The organism is Bradyrhizobium sp. USDA3516, from assembly GCF_057651995.1.
Genome location: NZ_JBYGYN010000009.1, coordinates 370,227 through 387,952 on the forward strand (window position 1 = coordinate 370,227; position 17,726 = coordinate 387,952).

Consider the following 17,726-nt stretch of genomic DNA (forward strand, 5'->3'; position numbering starts at 1 on the left):
CTCTCAGAAAGGGCCAGATGGGAGAAGAACAGGGTGCCAGTATCCGACACGATGGTCTCTTCCCTGATCGAACTGAAGCGGACTGACGGTGAGGGGCTCGTTGCGCAGCTGACGAGACAGCTCCGGAATCTGATCGCGACCGGCCGCCTCGGCAAAGGCAGCGTGCTGCCGTCGAGCCGGCGGCTTGCCAGCGATCTCGGCGTGTCGCGCAACACCGTCACAAACGCGTTCGAGCAGCTCGCGGCCGAGGGATATCTCGCGGCGTCACATGGTCGCCGTCCCGTGGTCACGACCCATGGGCACGAACGCATCGAACGGGGCGCCATGGCGCCGGGCGAACGCGCCGGCAGGCCGCGGCTCTCACCCTGGGCCACGAAGCTCCAGCGGGCCGATTGGCCGATGTCCTATCGGGGGCAACTCAAGCCGCTGCGCCCCGGGGTGGGCGACTTCAGGGAATTTCCGAACGAGGTCTGGGCGCGCTGCCTGCGCCGCAGTGCCGTGCATGCAGGCAGGCGCGAACTCGGCCCCATCAACCGGCTAGGCCTGCGCGAAGCGCTCGCGCATTATCTGGCGAGCAGCAGGGGCGTGCGCGCCACGGCGGATCAGATCATGATCCTGCCGAGCGCGCAGGCGGCGCTGACCTTGATTGCTGCAACACTCATTTCGCCAGGCGACACCGTCTGGGTCGAAGACCCCGGCTATCCCGGCGCGACGGCGGCTTTCCGCGCATCCGGCGCGCGCCTGACCGGGATCAGGCTGGACGAACAGGGCATGCAGCGGACGCCGGGCCTCCCCGCTCCAAGACTGATCTTCATGACGCCGTCGCATCAGCACCCGACCGGCCGATTGATGTCGCTGGAGCGTCGCACCGGCTTTCTGGGCGCGAGCCGGCCCGGCAAGACCTGGATCGTCGAAGACGATTACGACGGCGAATTCCACTATGATAGCCGGCCGGTGCCGGCCCTACAGGGATTAGATGCCTATGGCCGCGTGTTCTATGTCGGCACGTTCTCGAAGGCGATGAGGTCGGACATCCGGCTCGGCTATCTCGTCGCGCCGAAGGCGCTGATGGGCACGCTGGAGATCGCGCAGCAGCACATGGGGCTGATCGGCGCCAGCCACGTCCAGGACGCGCTGGCCGAATTCATCACCGATGGACACTTCCTCGCACATCTGCGCCGGCTGCGCCGGCTCTACCACGCGCGCCGCGATCACCTCGTCGCGGAGCTGGAGCGGCATCTTGGTGGCGCGCTCTCCATCGAGGTGCCCCCCGGCGGTATCCAGCTCGTCGCCCGCCTCGAGCGCGGCCGCACTGATCGGGCGGCGGTGAAGCGGCTGGTCGAGGCGGGCGTCGAAACGCGCGCCTTGTCCAGCCTAGCGCTAGGCAAGCCGCGCGATCACGGCCTGCTGCTCGGCTTTGCGGCGTGGCGCGAGAGCGAGATCAGCGCAGCGGTGCGGACGATGGCATCCTGCTTCTAGTAGGGCATCGTTACTCCACGGCCCTCGTCACGATGCGGATCTCCGATGTCAGCGTCCGGTGCACCGGGCATTTGTCGGCGATTTCCATCAGCTTCCTGCGCTGCTCGGCATCGAGCGTGCCGTCGATGGCGATGTCGCGCTCGATCTGGTCGAGCATGCCCTCGCGCGTCTCGCACTCCGCACAATCCTTGGCGTAGATCTTGGAATGCTTCAGCGTGACCGTGACGCGGTCGAGCGGCAGCGACTTGCGGTCGGCATAGAGGCGCATGGTCATGGAGGTGCAGGCCCCGAGACCGGCGAGCAGGAGATCGTACGGGCCGGGCCCGGCATCCGCGCCGCCGGCCGCAATGGGCTCGTCCGCCACCAGATGATGCGGGCCGACGATGATGGTCTGGTTGAACTTGCTCTCGCGGGTCTCCTGAACCACGACCTTGCGCGGCTCCTCCGGTAGGTCCACCGCCTTCGCGGGCGTCGCTGCATCGACATAACGGCTGGCCCAGGCCACGATCACGTCGGCGGCGTAGAGCGCGTCGGCAGGCTTGGTCAGTAGATGATCGGCATGGTCGAGCGAGACGAAGCTCTTGGGGTGTCTTGCCGCGACGAAGAGCTTCGTCGCGTTGTCGATGCCGACGGTATCGTCCACGGGCGAATGCATCACCAGCAGCGCCTTGTGCAGGCCGCCGACGTCCTTCATCAGCGCGTGCTCGGCGATGTCGTCGAGGAATTCGCGCTTGATCCGGAACGGGCGTCCCGCGAGCGAGACTTCGACCTCGCCCTGCGCGCGGATGTTGTCGAGATGCTCCCTGAACAGGCCGGTGACGTGGCCGGGATCCGAGGGCGCTGCGATGGTGGCGACCGCCCTTGCCTCGGGAATCTGTCCGGCGGCGGCGAGAACAGCGGCGCCACCGAGGCTGTGGCCGATCAGGATCGAGGGTGCCTTGCGGGTCTCGCGCAAATGATCGGCGGCGCGGACGAGATCGGCGACGTTGGAGGAGAACGTCGAATTGGCGAAGTCGCCGCCGCTGGAGCCGAGCCCGGTGAAGTCGAAGCGCAGCACCGCGATGCCCTTGGCGGCGAGCGCGACCGAGATGCGCTTGGCCGCCAGCGTATCCTTGCCGCAGGTGAAGCAGTGCGCGAACAGTGCATAGGCCGCGGGCTCGCCCTCAGGCAGCTCCAGCGCGGCAGCGAGCTGGTGGCCGCCTTCGCCGGTGAATTGGAAGCGTTCCGTCGGCATGGGCTCCCCCGTCTTGCTCGTACCTAATCGCCCGAATAGCGCTGCTCGGCCCAGGGATCGCCGCGGTTATGATAGCCGCGGACTTCCCAGAAGCCTGGCGCGTCCTCGGTCAGGAATTCGATGGCCTGGAGCCATTTCGCGCTCTTCCAGAAATAGAGGTGCGGCACGACCAGCCGCACCGGGCCGCCATGCTCCTCCGTCAGCGGCTGGCCGGACCAGCTGTGGGCGAGCAGCGCGTCCTCGGCGGCAAAATCCTCCAGCGCGAGGTTGGTGGTGTAACCGTCATATGAATGCAGCACCACGAAGCGGGCATCCTCGCGTGGCTGGCAGGCCGCCAATAACTCACGCGTGGCGAGCCCTTCCCATTCGTTGTCATAGCGCGACCAGGTCGTGACGCAATGGATGTCCGAGGTGAACCGGGACTGCTTCTGTGCGGCGAATTCGGCAAAGGTCCAGAACACGGGGGTCTCGACCGCGCCATAGACGTCGAGCCGCCAGCGCTCGCGCGAGACCGGCGGCGTGACCCCGAGATCGAGCACCGGCCAGTCCTTGGTGAGGTGCTGCCCGGGTGGAAGCCTTTGATCCTCCGGCCGCGTGATCCTGCCGGTGAGAAAGCGGCCCTCGCGCGCCCATTTCTCCTTGGTGCGCGTCAGCTTGCTGTCGGATGGCGTCTCGTCGGTCATGGCCTGGGCTCGTGGCGATGCATGGCGGAGGCGTGCTTGGCGTCGCGCACGCCATGAAAGGCCTGTCCGCTTCCTTTGGGAAGGCCTACATCGCCTTTCCGAGCAAAAATGGCAACTGGCGGGGGCCGCGCACCGTTCCTTGCGACCAGGTCACCGTGCCTGCCGGATCGAGCCGGAAGTCGGGAATCCGCTTCAGCCATTCCTCCAGCGCCACCTGCATTTCCATGCGCGCGAGGTTGGAACCGACGCAGCGGTGGATGCCGAGGCCGAAGGCCGCGTGACGATTCTCGCGCCGGTCGATCACGACTTTGTCAGCGTCCGGAAACATCTTGGGGTCGCGGTTGGCTGCAGGGAATGACAGCAGCACCATGTTGCCCGGCTTGACCGGACACCCCGAAACCGTGGTCTCCTTGACTACCTCTCGCGCCATCGTCACCGGCGAATAGGCGCGCAGCAGCTCCTCCACGGCTGTCGGAATCAGCTCGGGCTCGGCGATCAGCCGCTCGCGGTCGGCCGGCGTCTTCGCAAGATGCCAGAGTGAGGAGCCGATCGCGCTCCAGGTGGTGTCGATGCCGGCGATCAGCAGCAGGCGCAGCGAGCCCAGCACGTGGGTGTCCTCGAGCGGATTGCCGTTCCTGTCCCTGGCGTTCATCAGGTAGGAGATCAGGTCGTCGGTGCGCTTGCTCTTGCGCGCTTCGATATGGCCGCCGAAATAGGCCGTCATCTCCTGCACGGCCTGGAGCAGCTTGCTCTCGTCCTTGATGCCGAGCTCGAGGATCATGTGGATCCAATTGATGAAAAGGTCGCTGTCGCTCTCGGGGATGCCGAGCATATGTGCGATGGCCTGAACCGGAATGTACTTGCTGTAGCGCGCGGCAGCGTCGACCTTTCCATCGGAGATGAAGCCGTCGATCAGCTCGTTGCAGATGGCGCGGACCCGCGGCTCGAGCTTCTTCATCGCGTCCGGCGTAAAAGGCGGCAGCAGCAATTGCTTGGCCGGCTTATGCTCGGGCGGATCGGAGGTGATCGGCGGCGCCGCGTTCCTGGTGATCTCGGGACGCACATCGCGGACGATGATGCGGCGGGAGGAGAAGTGCTCGGTGTCGTTGGCGATCTCGCGCACGGCCTCATAGGTCGTCGGCAAATAGCAGCCGAGGAAGCGCTTGGTGTGCACCACTGGGCTTACGGTGCGCAGCTCGTCCCAGATCGGGAACGGATCCTCGGTCCATTGCGGATCGGTGTGGTCGAAATCATGGATCCAGTCGGTGACGGGCGGATGGGCGACGGGCTGGGCGACGTCGGACATGGCAGGCAATCCCTTGGCTGGTATTCGCTGAACGCACGCAGGGCGGCCGCGGCCGCGCTATTCCTCGATCACATCGATCGCGATTTCCGGGCAGTTGGATTTCGCAAGCCAGGCCTTGTCCTCGAGTCCCGGCGGGACGGTGCCGTCGCCGGCTGCGTGGGCGTTGCCATATTCGTCGAGCTCGAACAGCTCCGGCGCGAGCGCCTTGCAGCGGGCGTGGCCCTGGCATTTGTCGGGATCGACGTGAACCTTCAGTCGCTCTGCCATTATAGGCTTCCTTGGTCGCGTGCGCGCGAGGCCCGAAGGCGGCGCGTTTCCTCATCTCGGTTCTTCTTTAAGTTATATGCTATTACATTCGCGGCGGGCTTCCCCTGTCAAGCGCAAACTTATAGGCTTCGCCCGATGCGTTCCCGACCAGCCCGCAAGCCCGAGAAGACCTACCACCATGGCGATCTCCGCGATGCGTTGATCGAGGCCGCGCTGCAAGAGGCAGAGCGGGGCGGCGCGGAGGCCATCAGCATCAAGGCGCTTGCCAAGAAGCTCGGGGTCTCGCAGCCGGCGCCATACCGGCATTTTGCCGACCGCGAGGCGCTGCTCGCCGCCGTCACCGCGCAAGCATTCCGGCAGCTCTCGGCGCTCTTGCGTGATGCGATGGCAAAGCCGTCGCAGCAATCGAAACTCTCGCGCCTCGCACAGGCGACGCTCGATTTCGGTCTGCGCCGGAATGGCATCTACCGCCTGATGTTCGCCTCGCGCACGGTGTCCTGCGCGGCCAAGGGCAGCGAGCTGCATGCGGCGACGCGGGAGACCTTTGCGCTCGTGATCGAAGCTTTGGAAGCACCCGCGGTAGGCTATTTGCGCGAACGGCAGGCGCTCAAGATCTGGGCGGCACTGCACGGCGTGGTGATGCTGGCCGAGCAGGGCCTGTTCACCGGCGAGGCGGCGCATGCCACGCGCGAGGAGCTGGTCGAGGATTTCGTCAACGAGACCAAGGCTGCGCTGGCGGTCGCGATCAAGGATGCGCGGCGTCGGACCAAGGCCGGCGCTTAGGCCTTCTTCAACAACCTCATCAGCTTCTCGACCGCACTGTCCGGCGTGGTTACGACGGGGCGGCCGGTGGCCTCGGCGACCAGCGGCGCCGTCGCGGCGATGCTGAACTGCGCCAGCGCGACGACGTCGCAATCGCGCAAGCTTCGCGAAGCTTCAGCGATCAGCCGGTCATGCGTGGCGCGGTCGCCGCGGTCGAGCGCGGCCAGCGCGCCGTCGGCAAGCTTCGGCACCACCTCGACGGAGGCGGGAAACTCGGGCGGCATCGACGCCAGCGTCGGCGGAAAGGTCGAGAGCAGGCCGATGCGCCGGCCCATGGTCACCGCTCTCTCGATCATAGCCTCGTTCGGCTTGAGCACCGGCATCGGCGCATGCGCGCGCGCGACGGCCTCGATGCACGGGCCGAAGGCGGAGCAGGTGAACAGGATTCCATCCGCTCCCGTCGCCGCTGCGTAGTCGCCGAGCGCGAGGAATCGTTCCGTCATGGCACCGTCGAGTTGCCCTTCGCGGGCGAGATCCGCCGAGAGACTGTCGTCGAGCAGGTTCATCAGCCGCGCCTCGGGCCAGGCCTGCGCAAACGCCGCCTCGATCGGGGCGATGGAATGCTTGAGGGCGTGGATAAGGGCGATGCGCATGGTGGCTCGATGCTTCTTCTCCCTCTCCCCGTTCTTACGGGGAGAGGGTCGGGGTGAGGGGATCTTTCGGCAAAAGGTGAGAGTTGACGCGCCGGAAACTCCCCCTCACCCGGATTGCTGCGCAATCTGACCTCTCCCCGCAAGCGGGGAGAGGTGAACTGCTTTACTTGAACGGAATGGCGTACATCAAGCCACCCTTGCTCCATAGACCGTTGATGCCGCGATCGAGCTTGAGCGGGCTGGCCTTGCCGACATTGCGCTCGAAGATCTCGCCGTAATTGCCGCCGGCCTTGATCGCCTTGACCAGCCATTTGTTGTCGAGCCCGAGCCGCGAGCCGAGGTCGCCGCTGGCTCCCAGCAGCCGCTGGATCGCAGGCGTCTGCGACTTCGTCATCTCCTCGACATTGGCTTGCGTGACGCCGAGTTCCTCGGCCTCGATCAGGCCGTAATGCAGCCACGTGATGATGTCGCTCCAAACCTCGTCGCCGTTGCGGGTGAAGGGTCCGAGCGGCTCCTTGCTGATGGTCTGCGGCAGCACGATGTAGTCGGCCGCGTTCGGCGCGGCCGTGGTCACCGCGCCGGCGAGGGCCGAAGCGTCCTGGGTCATCGCATCGCAGCGGCCGCCGAAGAAGGTCTGGTACATGGTGTCGACGCGGTCGAACACCAGAGGCTTCCAGTCGATGCCGTTGGCGCGGCCGTAATCGCCGAGCGTGACCTCGTGCGTGGTGCCTTGCGCGACGCAGACGGTGGCGCCCTTGAGGTCCTTCAACTCCTTGACGCCGAGGTCTTTCTTCACGACAAAACCCTGGCCGTCGTAGAAGTTGATCGGGCCCTGCCGCAGACCCAGCGTCACGCCGCGCAAATAGGTCTGCGTCGAGTTGCGGTAGAGCACGTCGATCTCGCCCGATTGCAGCGCCGTGAAACGGTTCTGCGCCGTCAGCGAGACGTAGCGCACCTTGGTGGGATCGCCGAGCACGCCGGCCGCCAGCGCGCGGCAATAATCGACGTCGAGGCCCTTGTAATTGCCTTGCGAGTCCGGCGCCGAGAAGCCGGCAAAACCGGCACTGACGCCGCACACCAGCGTGCCGCGGCTCTTCACCGTATCGAGCGTCGCCGCCGCTGCGATCACCGTCGATGCCGCGAGCAGGCCCGCTGCGATCACCACTTTCCTCATACTACTCTCCCCTCAGTGATTGACACTACGCAACACGTTGTCGACGGCCGTGCCCAGCTTGTCGACGATCAGGTCGATTTCGTCCGCCGAGGCGACATAGGGCGGTGCCAGCAGCAAATGGTCGCCGCGCACGCCGTCGACGGTGCCGCCGCTGGGATAGCAGCCGAGCCCGCCGGCAAAGGCTTCCGCCTTGATCTTCTGGTGCAGCTTGAGCGCCGGATCGAACGAGGCGCGGCTGGCGCGATCGGCGACGAGCTCGATCGCCCAGAACAGGCCGCGGCCCCTGATGTCGCCGACATGGCGGTGATTGCCGAAACGTTCCGTCAGGCGCTGCTCGAGCTGCCTGCCGCGCTCCTTGACCTGGTCGAGCAGGCCGTCCTCGCGGATCACGTCCTGCACCGCGAGCGCCGCGGCGCAGGCGAGGGGGTGTGCCAGATAAGTGTGGCCGTGCTGAAACGCGCCCGAGCCCGAGCGGACGGTGTCGATGATCTTGCCGCTTGCCAGCATCGCACCGATCGGCTGATAGCCGCCGCCGAGTCCCTTTGCGATCGCCTGGATGTCGGGGGCGACACCTTCCTGCTCCCACGCATGCATCGTGCCGGTGCGGCCCATGCCGCACATGACCTCGTCGAGAATGAGCAGCGCGCCGTGACGGTCGCAGATCTCGCGCACCGCTTTGAAGTAGCCGTCCGGGGCGGTCACGGCGCCGGCGGTGGCGCCGACGACGGGCTCGGCGAGGAACGCGGCGACGGTGTCGGGGCCGAGTCGCTGGAACTCGGCTTCGAGCTCGGCGGCGAGGCGCGCGACGAACTGTGCATCCGACTCGCCTTCGCGCTTCTCGCGATAGGCGAAGGCCGGCGTGACGTGGCTGAAAGCGGTGGAGAGCAACGGCGCATAGGGCGCGCGACGCCAGGCATTGCCGCCGGCGGCGAGCGCGCCGAGCGTGTTGCCGTGATAGCTCTGCCGCCGCGCGATGAAGTGCTGCCGCTGCGGCTCGCCGCGCTCGATGAAATATTGCCGCGCCAGCTTGATGCTAGCCTCGATCGCCTCCGATCCGCCGCTGACGAAATAGGCGTAGGCGAGCCCGCCGGGCTCGTGTCCGACCAGTGTTTCAGCAAGTGCTTCCGCCGGCTCGGAGGAGAAGAAAGCCGTATGCGCATAGGCGAGGGTGGACGCCTGCTTGGCCATCGCCGCGATCACGCGCGGATGCTGGTGGCCGAGGCAGGAGACCGCCGCCCCGCCGGAGGCATCGATGATGCGACGCCCGTCCTCGGCGAAGAGATAAACGCCTTCGCCGCCGATTGCCTTGGGCGGGATTTCGCGCAGCGAGCGATGCAGCACGCGGCTGGTGCGAGGGCTCATGAGTCAACCTTTCTCCGAAACGTAGGTGGAGGCGGCAGCGAGCCGCGCCTCGGTATTTTCCAGACGCTTCTTCGCGGCGGCGCCGCCGAGCGAGAACGTGACCGCCGCGAGCGACTGCGCGATCGCGATCGCGCCGGTGAGACTGGGGAAAAAGCCGGGCGAGGACGCGGCCTCGAACAACAACACATGGTCGGCACCTTCGGCCATCGGTGCCGACAGGCTGTCCGCAATCGCGATCAGCGTCGCGCCGCTGCGATGCGCGGTCTGCGCGACGCGGACGCTTGCATGGGTGTAAGGCAGAAAGCCGATGACGATGACGGCTTCGCCGGGACGGAACGCGCCGAGATCGAGGTCGTCCGGCCCGGACGTGCCGACGAGCTGCACCTGTTCGGGCCGGAACAAGCGCAGCTCGTAGTTCAGGAGCTCCGCGACGCTGCGGCAGCTGCGATAGCCCGCGATCCAGATCCGCTTGGCCTCATGCAGCGCGCGCGCCGCATCCGCAATCGGCTGGGCCGGGATACGCGGAAGGCCGGCGGCCTCGGCCTCGAGCTTGTCCATGACGAGCGTGACATCGGCATTCGGCCCGTGACGGCGGCCTCTTGTGCGACCGGAGAAGGGCGCGGTCTGGGACGGCCGCCGCGCTTCGGTCAGCGCCGCGCGCAGCTCGTCCCATCCGGAATAGCCGATCGCTTTCGCAAGCCGCGTGAACGCGGCGGGATCGGCGCCGGCTTCCGCCGCGAGATCGCGCATCGAGCGCGTGGTGGCGTCGTAGTCGTTGGCGGCGACGAAACGGCCGACCTCCTGCAAGCGCAGGGGGAGCGACGGCAATGCGATGCGCAGTTCGCCCAGGGGCGAGGATTTCGCTGATACGACCATGAAACATTTGTTGCATGAAATAAAGTTTGGTGCAACAATTGACGTGCGAGGCCGGAAATCGTTGCATTTGACGAAGGATTCTTGTGCCGTGACCGCCGATCATCCGAGGCCGCCGCCGCGCCGCCGCTTCCTGCTCGGTCGCAACCAATTGAAGGGCCTGATCTGGCAGGTCCTGGTGGTCGGCATGGTGGTCGGCGTGATCGCCTTCCTCTGGTCCAACACCGTCACCAATCTGTCGGCTCGTCGCATCACCACCGGCTTCGCCTTTCTCGGCCGCGAGGCCGGTATGCCGATTGCCGACAGCCTGCTCGCCTACAATCCGGGGGATACCTACCTCTGGGCCTTCGTCGTCGGCATCGTCAACACCTTGCGCGTCGCCGTGATCGGCATCGTGCTCGCAACGATCCTGGGCACCCTGATCGGCATCTCCAGGCTGTCGGCCAATTGGTTGCTATCACGGCTTGCCGCGGTCTATGTCGAAACGCTCCGCGACATCCCGCTGCTGCTCCAGCTGCTGTTCTGGTACGTGCTGATGCAGGCGCTGCCGGCCGCGCGCGCCGCGTGGCGGCCGGTCGAGGGCGTGTTCCTGTCCAATCGTGGCCTGATCCTGCCCGCGATTCCGTTCGGGCCGCCGCAGCTTGCCGTGCTCGGCACCGCGGTGCTGGGCTGTGCGGTGTTCTTCCTCTTCCTGCGCTGGCTGGTCGCACAGCAGATGCGCGACGGCAAGCCGCGGCCGGCCTGGCCGTCTGCGCTCGGCCTCATCGTCGCGGTGCCGGCGGCGGTCTCGCTGGTGCTCGGCGTGTCCTGGACGGTCGAGTGGCCGCAGCTGCGCGGCTTCAATTTCGTCGGCGGGCTGACGCTCGCGCCGGAATATTTCGCGCTGCTGATCGCACTGGTGACCTACACCTCCGCCTTCATCGCCGAGATCGTGCGCAGCGGCATCCAGTCGGTACCACGCGGGCAATGGGATGCCGCCAACGCACTCGGCCTGCGCCGCAGCTTCATGCTGCGGCAGATCATCCTGCCGCAGGCGCTGCGCGTCATCGTGCCGCCGATGACGAGCCAGTATCTCAACTTGACCAAGAACTCCTCGCTCGCGGTGGCGATCGGCTACCAGGACGTGGTCTCGGTCGCCAACACCACGCTGAATCAGACCGGACAGGCTATCGAAGCCATCGCGCTGATCATGGCGGTGTTCCTCACCATCAGCCTTTCGATCAGCTTCTTCATGAACTGGTACAATGCGCGCATCGCGCTCGTGGAGCGCTGATCATGACCGCGATCGCGGACATCCCCGAAGCACCCCGCACCGCCCATCGTCCGCAGCCTGGCAATCCGGTGCTGCACTGGCTGCGCAAGAACCTGTTCTCCTCGATCTCGAATGGGATCATCAGCGTCCTGCTGCTGGTGCTGCTCGCCAAGGGCATTTTCAGCTTCGTGCAATGGGGCATCGCCAACGCGGTCTGGCTGACGCCCACGGGCGATTCCAGCGCCTGTCGCGCCGCGCGTGGCCTCGGCGCCTGCTGGGCCATCGTCCCCGAAAAGTATCGCTTCATCCTGTTCGGCACCTATCCGTTCGACGAGCAGTGGCGGCCGGCACTGTCGGTCGTGCTGTTCATCGCGCTGTACTACCTCTCGACCCGCCGCGCGCTGTGGCGGCGCGAGCTGGTCTATCTCTGGATCGGTGCACTGGCGCTGATCAGCGTGCTGATGTGGGGCGGCGTGCTCGGCCTGCCCTTCGTCTCGCAGGATCGCTGGGGCGGCTTGCCCGTGACGCTGATCCTGGCGACGTTCGGTCTCGCCGTCGGCTTTCCGCTCGGCATCCTGGTTGCGCTCGGCCGGCGCTCGAAGCTGCCGGCGATCCGCTCGCTCAGCGTGCTCTATGTCGAGCTGATCCGTGGCGTGCCGCTGGTGAGCCTGCTGTTCATGGCGAGCGTGATGTTTCCGCTGTTCATGCCGGCCGGATTCAACATCGACAAGCTGCTGCGCGCGCAGATCGCGATCATCCTGTTCGCCGGCGCCTACCTCGCCGAAGTGATCCGCGGCGGGCTTCAGGCGGTGCCGCGCGGGCAATATGAAGCCGCCGACGCGCTCGGTCTGTCCTACTGGCGCAAGCACCGGATGATCGTCCTGCCGCAGGCGATCCGCCACGTCATCCCACCGCTGGTCAACACCTTCATCGCCTTCTTCAAGGACACCAGTCTGGTGCTGATCATCGGTATCTTCGACCTGCTGACGACGGCGAAGACCGCGATCATCGATCCCGCCTGGCAACAGTTTTCGGTCGAGGTCTACATCTTCGTGGCCGCGATCTACTTCGTCTTCTGCTTCGCGATGTCGCGCTACAGTCGCAGCCTGGAGGCGCAGACAACGCCGAAGTGACGGTTTCTCGTTTGGTGCCGCTTGTTTGCGCTTGCCCCGATTGCCGATTTTGAGCTCTAATACCAGAGGTTGCCCCTGCGGTCGATTTGGCGAGGCTGTCATGCGCGTGGCCGTTTTGCGGCAGTTTATCGTCGCCCAGATCTGCATCCTGATCTTCACAAGCACTCTCGGCGTGTCATCGTGTGCCGCCGAGGGACTACGGCGCTATCGCGCGCCGATCGGTGAGAGTTCGATTTCGGGAATTTCGTCGGGCGCGTTCATGGCCGTTCAGTTCGGCACGGCATGGTCGTCGGTGATCAAGGGCGTCGGTGTGGTCGCGGGCGGCCCTTACTGGTTCGCAAAGGCGGACGCGTTCGACGCCGTCACCTGGTACTGGGGGCCGATCCGGCGGGCCACGGGTGCATGCATGAAAGGGCCGGCGTCGGATCTGGATCCGAAGGATTTCACGGCAAAGGCCGACGCGAAGGCCGCAGCGGGCGAGATCGACCCTCTCAGCAATGTCGGCAGGCAGAAGATCTATCTCTTTCACGGCTACAATGACGCGATCGTCGACAAGGCCGCGACCGATGCGGCCGCCGCTTTCTATCGCCATTATCTGGGGGATGCCAATCGCGGCAACTTGTTCTATCAGGCCACGCTCGGCGCGGGCCACTCGTTCGTCGTGGCGAAACAGGACGCACCCGGGCTCAACGACTGCAAGGCCAACACGGCGCCCTATATCGACCAATGCGGCTATGACCAGGCCGGCGTCATCCTGCAGCATATTTACGGCCGTCTGAATCCGCCCAATGCCGCGCAGCACGCAGGTTCAGTGAAGAGCTTTGATCAATCGATCTATACCACGCCGCATCTGCCCGACGCGTTGAGCATGGGCGATACCGGCTATGTGTTCGTACCCAGGGATTGCGAGCAGGGCAGTCCGTGTCGCGTCCACGTCGCGCTCCACGGATGCAAGCAGGACGTCGCCGATATCGGACGCAAATTCGTGGATGAGGCCGGGTACAATGAGTGGGCGGACACGAACCGCATGATCATTCTCTATCCGCAGACCAAGACCAGCCCATACTGGCCAAGCAATCCGCAGGCCTGTTGGGATTGGTGGAGTTACGTCAACCATCAGGATAGCTACGTGACGAAGTCCGGATCGCAAATCAAGGCGATCAAGGCGATGCTGGATGCGCTCACGGCCGCTGCCGCGGTGCCTGCCGGCGCGACCGCGCCCTCGCTATCGGCACCGCACTCGCTCACGGCAATCGATACGTCGGATAGCGGCGCTCTCCTCGCCTGGTCTCCAGGAGACGACGGAACAATCTACCGGGTTTCGCGTGCGGGACTCGATGGTGCGTTCCAAGCGGTTGGCGACGTGACAGGCGCGAGCTTTGGGGATTCCGGTCTGACGCCGCAAACAACATATCGATGGCGTGTCTCGGTCATTCTGAACGGGGCGGTGGGCCCGAGCTCCGAGGAGGCGACCGGCACCACGCGATCGACGCCTCCTCGCTGCAATGATCCCGGCTCGTGCCCGATCGCCAAATAGCGAACCGAGCAACCGTCCCAGCCTGGAGGCGACCAGCGGGAGGTGAGATCTCGTATACCGGACCAGGGCAAGCGCTAGCGCAATGCTGAAGAAGCGCTGCGCAGCGTCCGGGGCACGAGAGTGAGGCTAGTCCTTCACCTTCGGATCGATCGGCGTCGTGCCGCGCAGGCCGAGCATGTCCTCCAGCACCTTCGCGCCGGCGATCACCTGCGCGTCGGCGCGCGGCGGGCCGACCACCTGCACGCCGACCGGCAGGCCCGAGGCGGTGAAGCCGCAGGGCAGGGAGAGAGACGGGCAGCAGGCCAGCGTGATGGCGTAGACGATGCCGAGCCACTCGACGTAATTGTCGAACCTCTTGCCGGCGCATTCGGCGACATAGCGATGCTCGATCGGGAAGGGCGGAACGATCGTGGTCGGCGTCAGCAACAGATCGTAGCTCTTGAAGAACTCGATCGCCCGCGCCGTCATGCCGACGCGCTGCGCCTCGGCGCGCGCGAGCTGCTCGACCGTGAGCTTGAGGCCTTCTTCGATGTTCCAGATCACCTCGGGCTTGAGCAGGTCGCGCTTGGTGCGCAGCAGATTGGCCTTGGTGATCGCGAAATCGAAGGCGCGCAGCACGTGGAAGCATTCATGCGCCTCGCGCCAATCCGGATGCGCCTCCTCGACGATGGCGCCGGCCTCGGCGAAACGTTCGGCGGCCTTGCGGGTGATCGCCTTCACTTCGGGATCGACCGGGGTGATGCCGAGATCGGGCGAATAGGCGATGCGCCTCGGCCGCTTGCCCGCCTGGGCCGCCGACAGGAATGAGGTTGCGGGAGCCGGCAGCGACAGCGGATCGTCGGCATAGTCGCCGCTCATGGCATCCAGCAGCAGCGCGAGATCCTCGACGTTGCGCGCCATCGGGCCGACCACGCCGAGATTGCGATCGATGCCGGACTTGGGGGTATGCGCGACGCGGCCGATGCTCGGCCGCATGCCGACGACGCCGCAGAAGGCCGCGGGGCTGCGCAACGATCCGCCCATGTCGGAGCCCTGGGCGAGCCAGGCCATGCCGGTCGCCAGCGCCACCGCCGCGCCGCCGGAGGAGCCCGCGGCCGATTTCGTCGTGTCCCAGGGATTGAGCGTCGCGCCGAACACCTCGTTGAAAGTGTTGGCGCCGGCCCCGAATTCCGGCGTGTTCGACTTGGCGTAGACGACCGCGCCGTTGGCCTCGAGGTTCTCGACCATGAGGTCGGACTTCGCGGGGATGTTGTCCTTGAAGATCGGCGAGCCCTGCGTGTTCAACACGCCCGCGACGTCGGTCAGATCCTTGATCGGCACCGGCAGTCCGGCGAGCAGCCCGCGCGCGCCGGCCGGCTTCTGCATCAGCGTCTTCGCGCTCTCCCGCGCGCGATCGAAGCACAGCGTCGGCAGCGCGTTGACCTTGCCGTCGACCTCCTTGATGCGCTTCTCCAGCACGTCCAGGAGCTCGAGCGGCGAGACGTCGCCGGAGCGCAGCTTGTCGACGACGGTGCAGGCGGTTTCGCGGATCAGATCCTGGGACAATTGGTTTACTCCTGTGCTTATTCGAGGCTCGTCATTGCGAGGAGCGAAGCGACGAAGCAATCCAGACTGATTGCTGCAGAGGCATTCCTGGATTGCTTCGCCGCGCTCGCAATGACGAATAACTAACCCCACCCGGCGCTGATGCCGCCGTCGACCGTGTAGATCACGCCCGATGTATAGCCGGCCCGATCCGAGGCCAGGAACGCCATGAGGTCGCCGATCTCGCGCGCATGCGCAGGACGGCCGAGCGGCAGGCTCTTCTGGAATTCCTTGTAGCGGCTCTCGTCGCCGAATTGGTGCTTGGCCCGCGTCTTCAGCAGGGTGACGTGGCGGTCGGTGCCGACGGGGCCAGGATTGATGCCGACTACGCGGATGTTGTCGGCGAGGCTCTTGCCGCCGAGCGCACGTGTGAACGCCATCAGCGCGGCATTGCCGGCACTGCCGCAGATGTAATTGGCATCGAACTTTTCACCGGCCGCGCCGATGTCGTTGACGATCACGCCGCCACCCCTGGCTTTCATCTGGGCGTAGATGTAGCGCGTCAGGTTGATATAGCCGAACACCTTCAATTCCCAGGCGTGCCGCCAGGCCGCCTCGTCGATCTTGTCGATCGAGCCGCCGGGGATGTCGCCGGCATTGTTGACGAGCACGTCGATGTCGGCGGCTTCCTTCGCCAACCGGGCTACGTCCGCCTCCTTGCGCAGATCGACGATGCTCGTTGCGGCGTCGATCTGGTGCGCGGAGCGCAAGCGGTCGGCCAGCGCCTTGAGCTGATCGCCGCTACGCGCCGCGAGCAGGAGATGCGCGCCTTCTTCGGCGAACGCCTCGGCGGCGGCTGCGCCAATGCCCTTGGACGCGCCGGTGATCAGGACGCGCTTGCCACGCAGATGCAGATCCATGGGGGTACTCGTTCGTGGGAACAGGATCAAATCAGTAGGCGCTCGCCCGCGCCATGGTCAACATTGCAGTGCAGCGTTGCACTGCCGCCGCGTTTGGTCCATTGCAGTGCAGTCAGAAGGCGGCGACTGCCGGACCAACCAAGGACGTTCTCGATGAGCAAGAAACAATACCGGATCGCGGTCATTCCCGGCGACGGCATCGGCAAGGAGGTGATGCCGGAGGGGCTGCGCGTCTTGGAGGCGGCGGCGAAGAAGCACAACGTCTCGCTGCATTTCGACCATTTCGACTTCTCGTCTTACGACTATTACGAGAAGCACGGGCAGATGATGCCTGACGACTGGAAAGAGAAGATCGGCAAGCACGATGCGATCTATTTCGGTGCGGTCGGCTGGCCGGCCAAGATTCCGGACCACGTCTCGCTGTGGGGCTCGTTGATCAAGTTCCGCCGCGAGTTCGATCAATACGTGAACCTGCGCCCGGTGCGGCTGATGCCCGGCGTGCCGTCGCCGCTGGCGGGACGCAAGCCCGGCGACATCGATTTCTGGGTGGTGCGCGAGAACACCGAAGGCGAATATTCCTCGGTGGGCGGCCGCATGTTCCCGGACACGGACCGCGAGTTCGTGACGCAGCAGACGGTGATGACCCGTATCGGCGTCGACCGCATCCTGAAATTCGCCTTCGAGCTCGCGCAGTCGCGGCCCAAGAAGCACCTGACTTCGGCGACCAAGTCCAACGGCATCTCGATCACCATGCCCTATTGGGACGAGCGCGTGGAGGCGATGGCCAAGAAGTATCCCAGCGTGAAGTGGGACAAGTACCACATCGACATTCTCACCGCGAACTTCGTGCTGCATCCGGACTGGTTCGATGTCGTGGTCGGCTCCAACCTGTTCGGCGACATCCTCTCCGACCTCGGCCCGGCCTGCACCGGCACCATCGGCATCGCTCCGTCCGGCAACATCAATCCCGAGGGCGATTTCCCATCCGTGTTCGAGCCGGTGCACGGCTCGGCGCCCGACATCGCAGGCCAGGGCATCGCCAACCCGATCGGCATGATCTGGTCCGGCGCGATGATGCTCGAGCATCTCGGCGAAAAGGAAGCCGGCAAGTCGATCGTCGAGGCGATCGAGCGCACGCTGGCCGAACGGACGCTGCGCACCAAGGATCTCGGCGGCAATGCCGACACCACGGCGTGCGGCAAGACGGTTGCGGATATGGTGGATTGAGGCGGGCGCTCTTTCCCTCTCCCCTTGTGGGAGAGGGTGGCTCGGCGCGCAGCGGCGAGACGGGTGAGGGGTCTGTCTCTGCGGAGACAGGCCTCTATCAGGTGCATAATTGCTCGCCGAGAAAACCCCTCATCCGACGCTTCGCGCCACCTTCTCCCACAAGGGGCCTGTTGCGCTACTGCTTTTTGAGGCGGAAGACGTCAGGAGAGAGGGCCGCAGTCGCGTGGATTGCGGTCCGAGCTTGTAATTGCCACCCTCGGCGGGCAGTTCAGGCGGTGATCGTGGCCCACCGCCTCATATTGAACGCGATGGAGGCGAGCAAAACTTGCCCGCTTGCCTT

The 17,726-nt window shown here is 65.6% G+C and carries 16 protein-coding genes; 6 read left to right on the forward strand and 10 right to left on the reverse strand.

Annotated features, from left to right (window positions below; genetic code table 11):
* Nucleotides 1-51: 51 nt before the first annotated feature.
* The gene (gene pdxR / locus AC24YW_RS27505; protein ID WP_487485694.1) at nucleotides 52-1,479 is read left to right on the forward strand and encodes a MocR-like pyridoxine biosynthesis transcription factor PdxR; all 1,428 of its coding nucleotides are present in this window, start codon (nucleotides 52-54) and stop codon (nucleotides 1,477-1,479) included.
* Nucleotides 1,480-1,489: 10 nt separating this feature from the next.
* On the opposite strand, the gene AC24YW_RS27510 is transcribed toward pdxR, so the two are convergent.
* From AC24YW_RS27510 to AC24YW_RS27525, 4 genes are all read right to left on the reverse strand, one after another.
* The gene (locus AC24YW_RS27510; RefSeq protein WP_487485660.1) at nucleotides 1,490-2,713 is read right to left on the reverse strand and encodes a bifunctional alpha/beta hydrolase/OsmC family protein; all 1,224 of its coding nucleotides are present in this window, start codon (nucleotides 2,711-2,713) and stop codon (nucleotides 1,490-1,492) included.
* A 23-nt stretch (nucleotides 2,714-2,736) separates the two neighbouring features.
* Nucleotides 2,737-3,396: a sulfite oxidase-like oxidoreductase gene (locus AC24YW_RS27515; protein ID WP_487485661.1), complete on the reverse strand. Its 660-nt coding sequence runs from the start codon at nucleotides 3,394-3,396 to the stop codon at nucleotides 2,737-2,739.
* 85 nt (nucleotides 3,397-3,481) lie between these two features.
* On the reverse strand, nucleotides 3,482-4,702 hold the full coding sequence (locus tag AC24YW_RS27520; protein WP_487485662.1) for a cytochrome P450: 1,221 nt from the start codon (nucleotides 4,700-4,702) through the stop codon (nucleotides 3,482-3,484).
* 57 nt (nucleotides 4,703-4,759) lie between these two features.
* Nucleotides 4,760-4,969: a ferredoxin gene (locus AC24YW_RS27525; RefSeq protein WP_194476963.1), complete on the reverse strand. Its 210-nt coding sequence runs from the start codon at nucleotides 4,967-4,969 to the stop codon at nucleotides 4,760-4,762.
* A gap of 135 nt (nucleotides 4,970-5,104) precedes the next feature.
* Here AC24YW_RS27525 and AC24YW_RS27530 point away from each other — a divergent pair, with 135 nt between their 5' ends.
* A complete protein-coding gene (locus tag AC24YW_RS27530) occupies nucleotides 5,105-5,752 on the forward strand; it encodes a TetR/AcrR family transcriptional regulator (protein ID WP_487485663.1) in 648 nt (215 codons plus the stop codon).
* On the opposite strand, the gene AC24YW_RS27535 is transcribed toward AC24YW_RS27530, so the two are convergent.
* From AC24YW_RS27535 to AC24YW_RS27550, 4 genes are all read right to left on the reverse strand, one after another.
* Entirely contained in the window at nucleotides 5,749-6,384 is a 636-nt protein-coding gene (locus tag AC24YW_RS27535) for an aspartate/glutamate racemase family protein (RefSeq protein ID WP_487485664.1), read from the reverse strand. The two genes, AC24YW_RS27530 and AC24YW_RS27535, sit on opposite strands and share 4 nt — an antisense overlap.
* 163 nt (nucleotides 6,385-6,547) lie before the next feature.
* Nucleotides 6,548-7,558, reverse strand: a complete 1,011-nt coding sequence (locus AC24YW_RS27540) for an amino acid ABC transporter substrate-binding protein (RefSeq protein ID WP_487485665.1) — start codon at nucleotides 7,556-7,558, stop codon at nucleotides 6,548-6,550.
* Between the two features lie 12 nt (nucleotides 7,559-7,570).
* Entirely contained in the window at nucleotides 7,571-8,920 is a 1,350-nt protein-coding gene (locus AC24YW_RS27545; RefSeq protein WP_487485666.1) for an aspartate aminotransferase family protein, read from the reverse strand.
* A gap of 3 nt (nucleotides 8,921-8,923) precedes the next feature.
* Nucleotides 8,924-9,796: a MurR/RpiR family transcriptional regulator gene (locus AC24YW_RS27550; protein WP_487485667.1), complete on the reverse strand. Its 873-nt coding sequence runs from the start codon at nucleotides 9,794-9,796 to the stop codon at nucleotides 8,924-8,926.
* 88 nt (nucleotides 9,797-9,884) lie between these two features.
* Here AC24YW_RS27550 and AC24YW_RS27555 point away from each other — a divergent pair, with 88 nt between their 5' ends.
* The 3 genes from AC24YW_RS27555 to AC24YW_RS27565 all read left to right on the forward strand — a co-directional run bounded on the left by AC24YW_RS27555 (nucleotide 9,885) and on the right by AC24YW_RS27565 (nucleotide 13,715).
* Nucleotides 9,885-11,066, forward strand: coding sequence for an amino acid ABC transporter permease (locus AC24YW_RS27555; protein ID WP_487485668.1), 1,182 nt, complete (start codon nucleotides 9,885-9,887; stop codon nucleotides 11,064-11,066).
* Nucleotides 11,067-11,068: 2 nt separating this feature from the next.
* A complete protein-coding gene (locus tag AC24YW_RS27560) occupies nucleotides 11,069-12,178 on the forward strand; it encodes an amino acid ABC transporter permease (protein ID WP_487485669.1) in 1,110 nt (369 codons plus the stop codon).
* Between the two features lie 100 nt (nucleotides 12,179-12,278).
* Nucleotides 12,279-13,715 carry an extracellular catalytic domain type 2 short-chain-length polyhydroxyalkanoate depolymerase gene (locus tag AC24YW_RS27565; RefSeq protein WP_487485670.1) on the forward strand — a complete coding sequence of 479 codons (1,437 nt, stop codon included), beginning with the start codon at nucleotides 12,279-12,281 and terminating at the stop codon, nucleotides 13,713-13,715.
* Between the two features lie 126 nt (nucleotides 13,716-13,841).
* Here the strand turns inward: AC24YW_RS27565 and AC24YW_RS27570 are convergent, their stop codons facing one another.
* A complete protein-coding gene (locus AC24YW_RS27570) occupies nucleotides 13,842-15,260 on the reverse strand; it encodes an amidase (protein ID WP_487485671.1) in 1,419 nt (472 codons plus the stop codon).
* 122 nt (nucleotides 15,261-15,382) lie between these two features.
* Nucleotides 15,383-16,159, reverse strand: a complete 777-nt coding sequence (locus AC24YW_RS27575) for an SDR family oxidoreductase (RefSeq protein WP_487485672.1) — start codon at nucleotides 16,157-16,159, stop codon at nucleotides 15,383-15,385.
* Nucleotides 16,160-16,312: 153 nt separating this feature from the next.
* Here AC24YW_RS27575 and AC24YW_RS27580 point away from each other — a divergent pair, with 153 nt between their 5' ends.
* Nucleotides 16,313-17,386 (forward strand): tartrate dehydrogenase, encoded by a 1,074-nt coding sequence (locus AC24YW_RS27580; RefSeq protein ID WP_487485673.1) that lies wholly within the window; start codon nucleotides 16,313-16,315, stop codon nucleotides 17,384-17,386.
* Nucleotides 17,387-17,726 lie beyond the last annotated feature (340 nt).

Coding starts and splice junctions, on each gene's coding strand:
- pdxR (WP_487485694.1), top strand. CDS start 52: ATGGTCTCTTCCCTGATCGAACTGAAGCGGACTGACGGTGAGGGGCTC.
- AC24YW_RS27520 (WP_487485662.1), bottom strand. CDS start 4,702: ATGTCCGACGTCGCCCAGCCCGTCGCCCATCCGCCCGTCACCGACTGG.
- AC24YW_RS27565 (WP_487485670.1), top strand. CDS start 12,279: ATGCGCGTGGCCGTTTTGCGGCAGTTTATCGTCGCCCAGATCTGCATC.
- AC24YW_RS27540 (WP_487485665.1), bottom strand. CDS start 7,558: ATGAGGAAAGTGGTGATCGCAGCGGGCCTGCTCGCGGCATCGACGGTG.
- AC24YW_RS27530 (WP_487485663.1), top strand. CDS start 5,105: ATGCGTTCCCGACCAGCCCGCAAGCCCGAGAAGACCTACCACCATGGC.
- AC24YW_RS27550 (WP_487485667.1), bottom strand. CDS start 9,796: ATGGTCGTATCAGCGAAATCCTCGCCCCTGGGCGAACTGCGCATCGCA.
- AC24YW_RS27525 (WP_194476963.1), bottom strand. CDS start 4,969: ATGGCAGAGCGACTGAAGGTTCACGTCGATCCCGACAAATGCCAGGGC.
- AC24YW_RS27515 (WP_487485661.1), bottom strand. CDS start 3,396: ATGACCGACGAGACGCCATCCGACAGCAAGCTGACGCGCACCAAGGAG.
- AC24YW_RS27545 (WP_487485666.1), bottom strand. CDS start 8,920: ATGAGCCCTCGCACCAGCCGCGTGCTGCATCGCTCGCTGCGCGAAATC.
- AC24YW_RS27510 (WP_487485660.1), bottom strand. CDS start 2,713: ATGCCGACGGAACGCTTCCAATTCACCGGCGAAGGCGGCCACCAGCTC.
- AC24YW_RS27580 (WP_487485673.1), top strand. CDS start 16,313: ATGAGCAAGAAACAATACCGGATCGCGGTCATTCCCGGCGACGGCATC.
- AC24YW_RS27560 (WP_487485669.1), top strand. CDS start 11,069: ATGACCGCGATCGCGGACATCCCCGAAGCACCCCGCACCGCCCATCGT.
- AC24YW_RS27575 (WP_487485672.1), bottom strand. CDS start 16,159: ATGGATCTGCATCTGCGTGGCAAGCGCGTCCTGATCACCGGCGCGTCC.
- AC24YW_RS27535 (WP_487485664.1), bottom strand. CDS start 6,384: ATGCGCATCGCCCTTATCCACGCCCTCAAGCATTCCATCGCCCCGATC.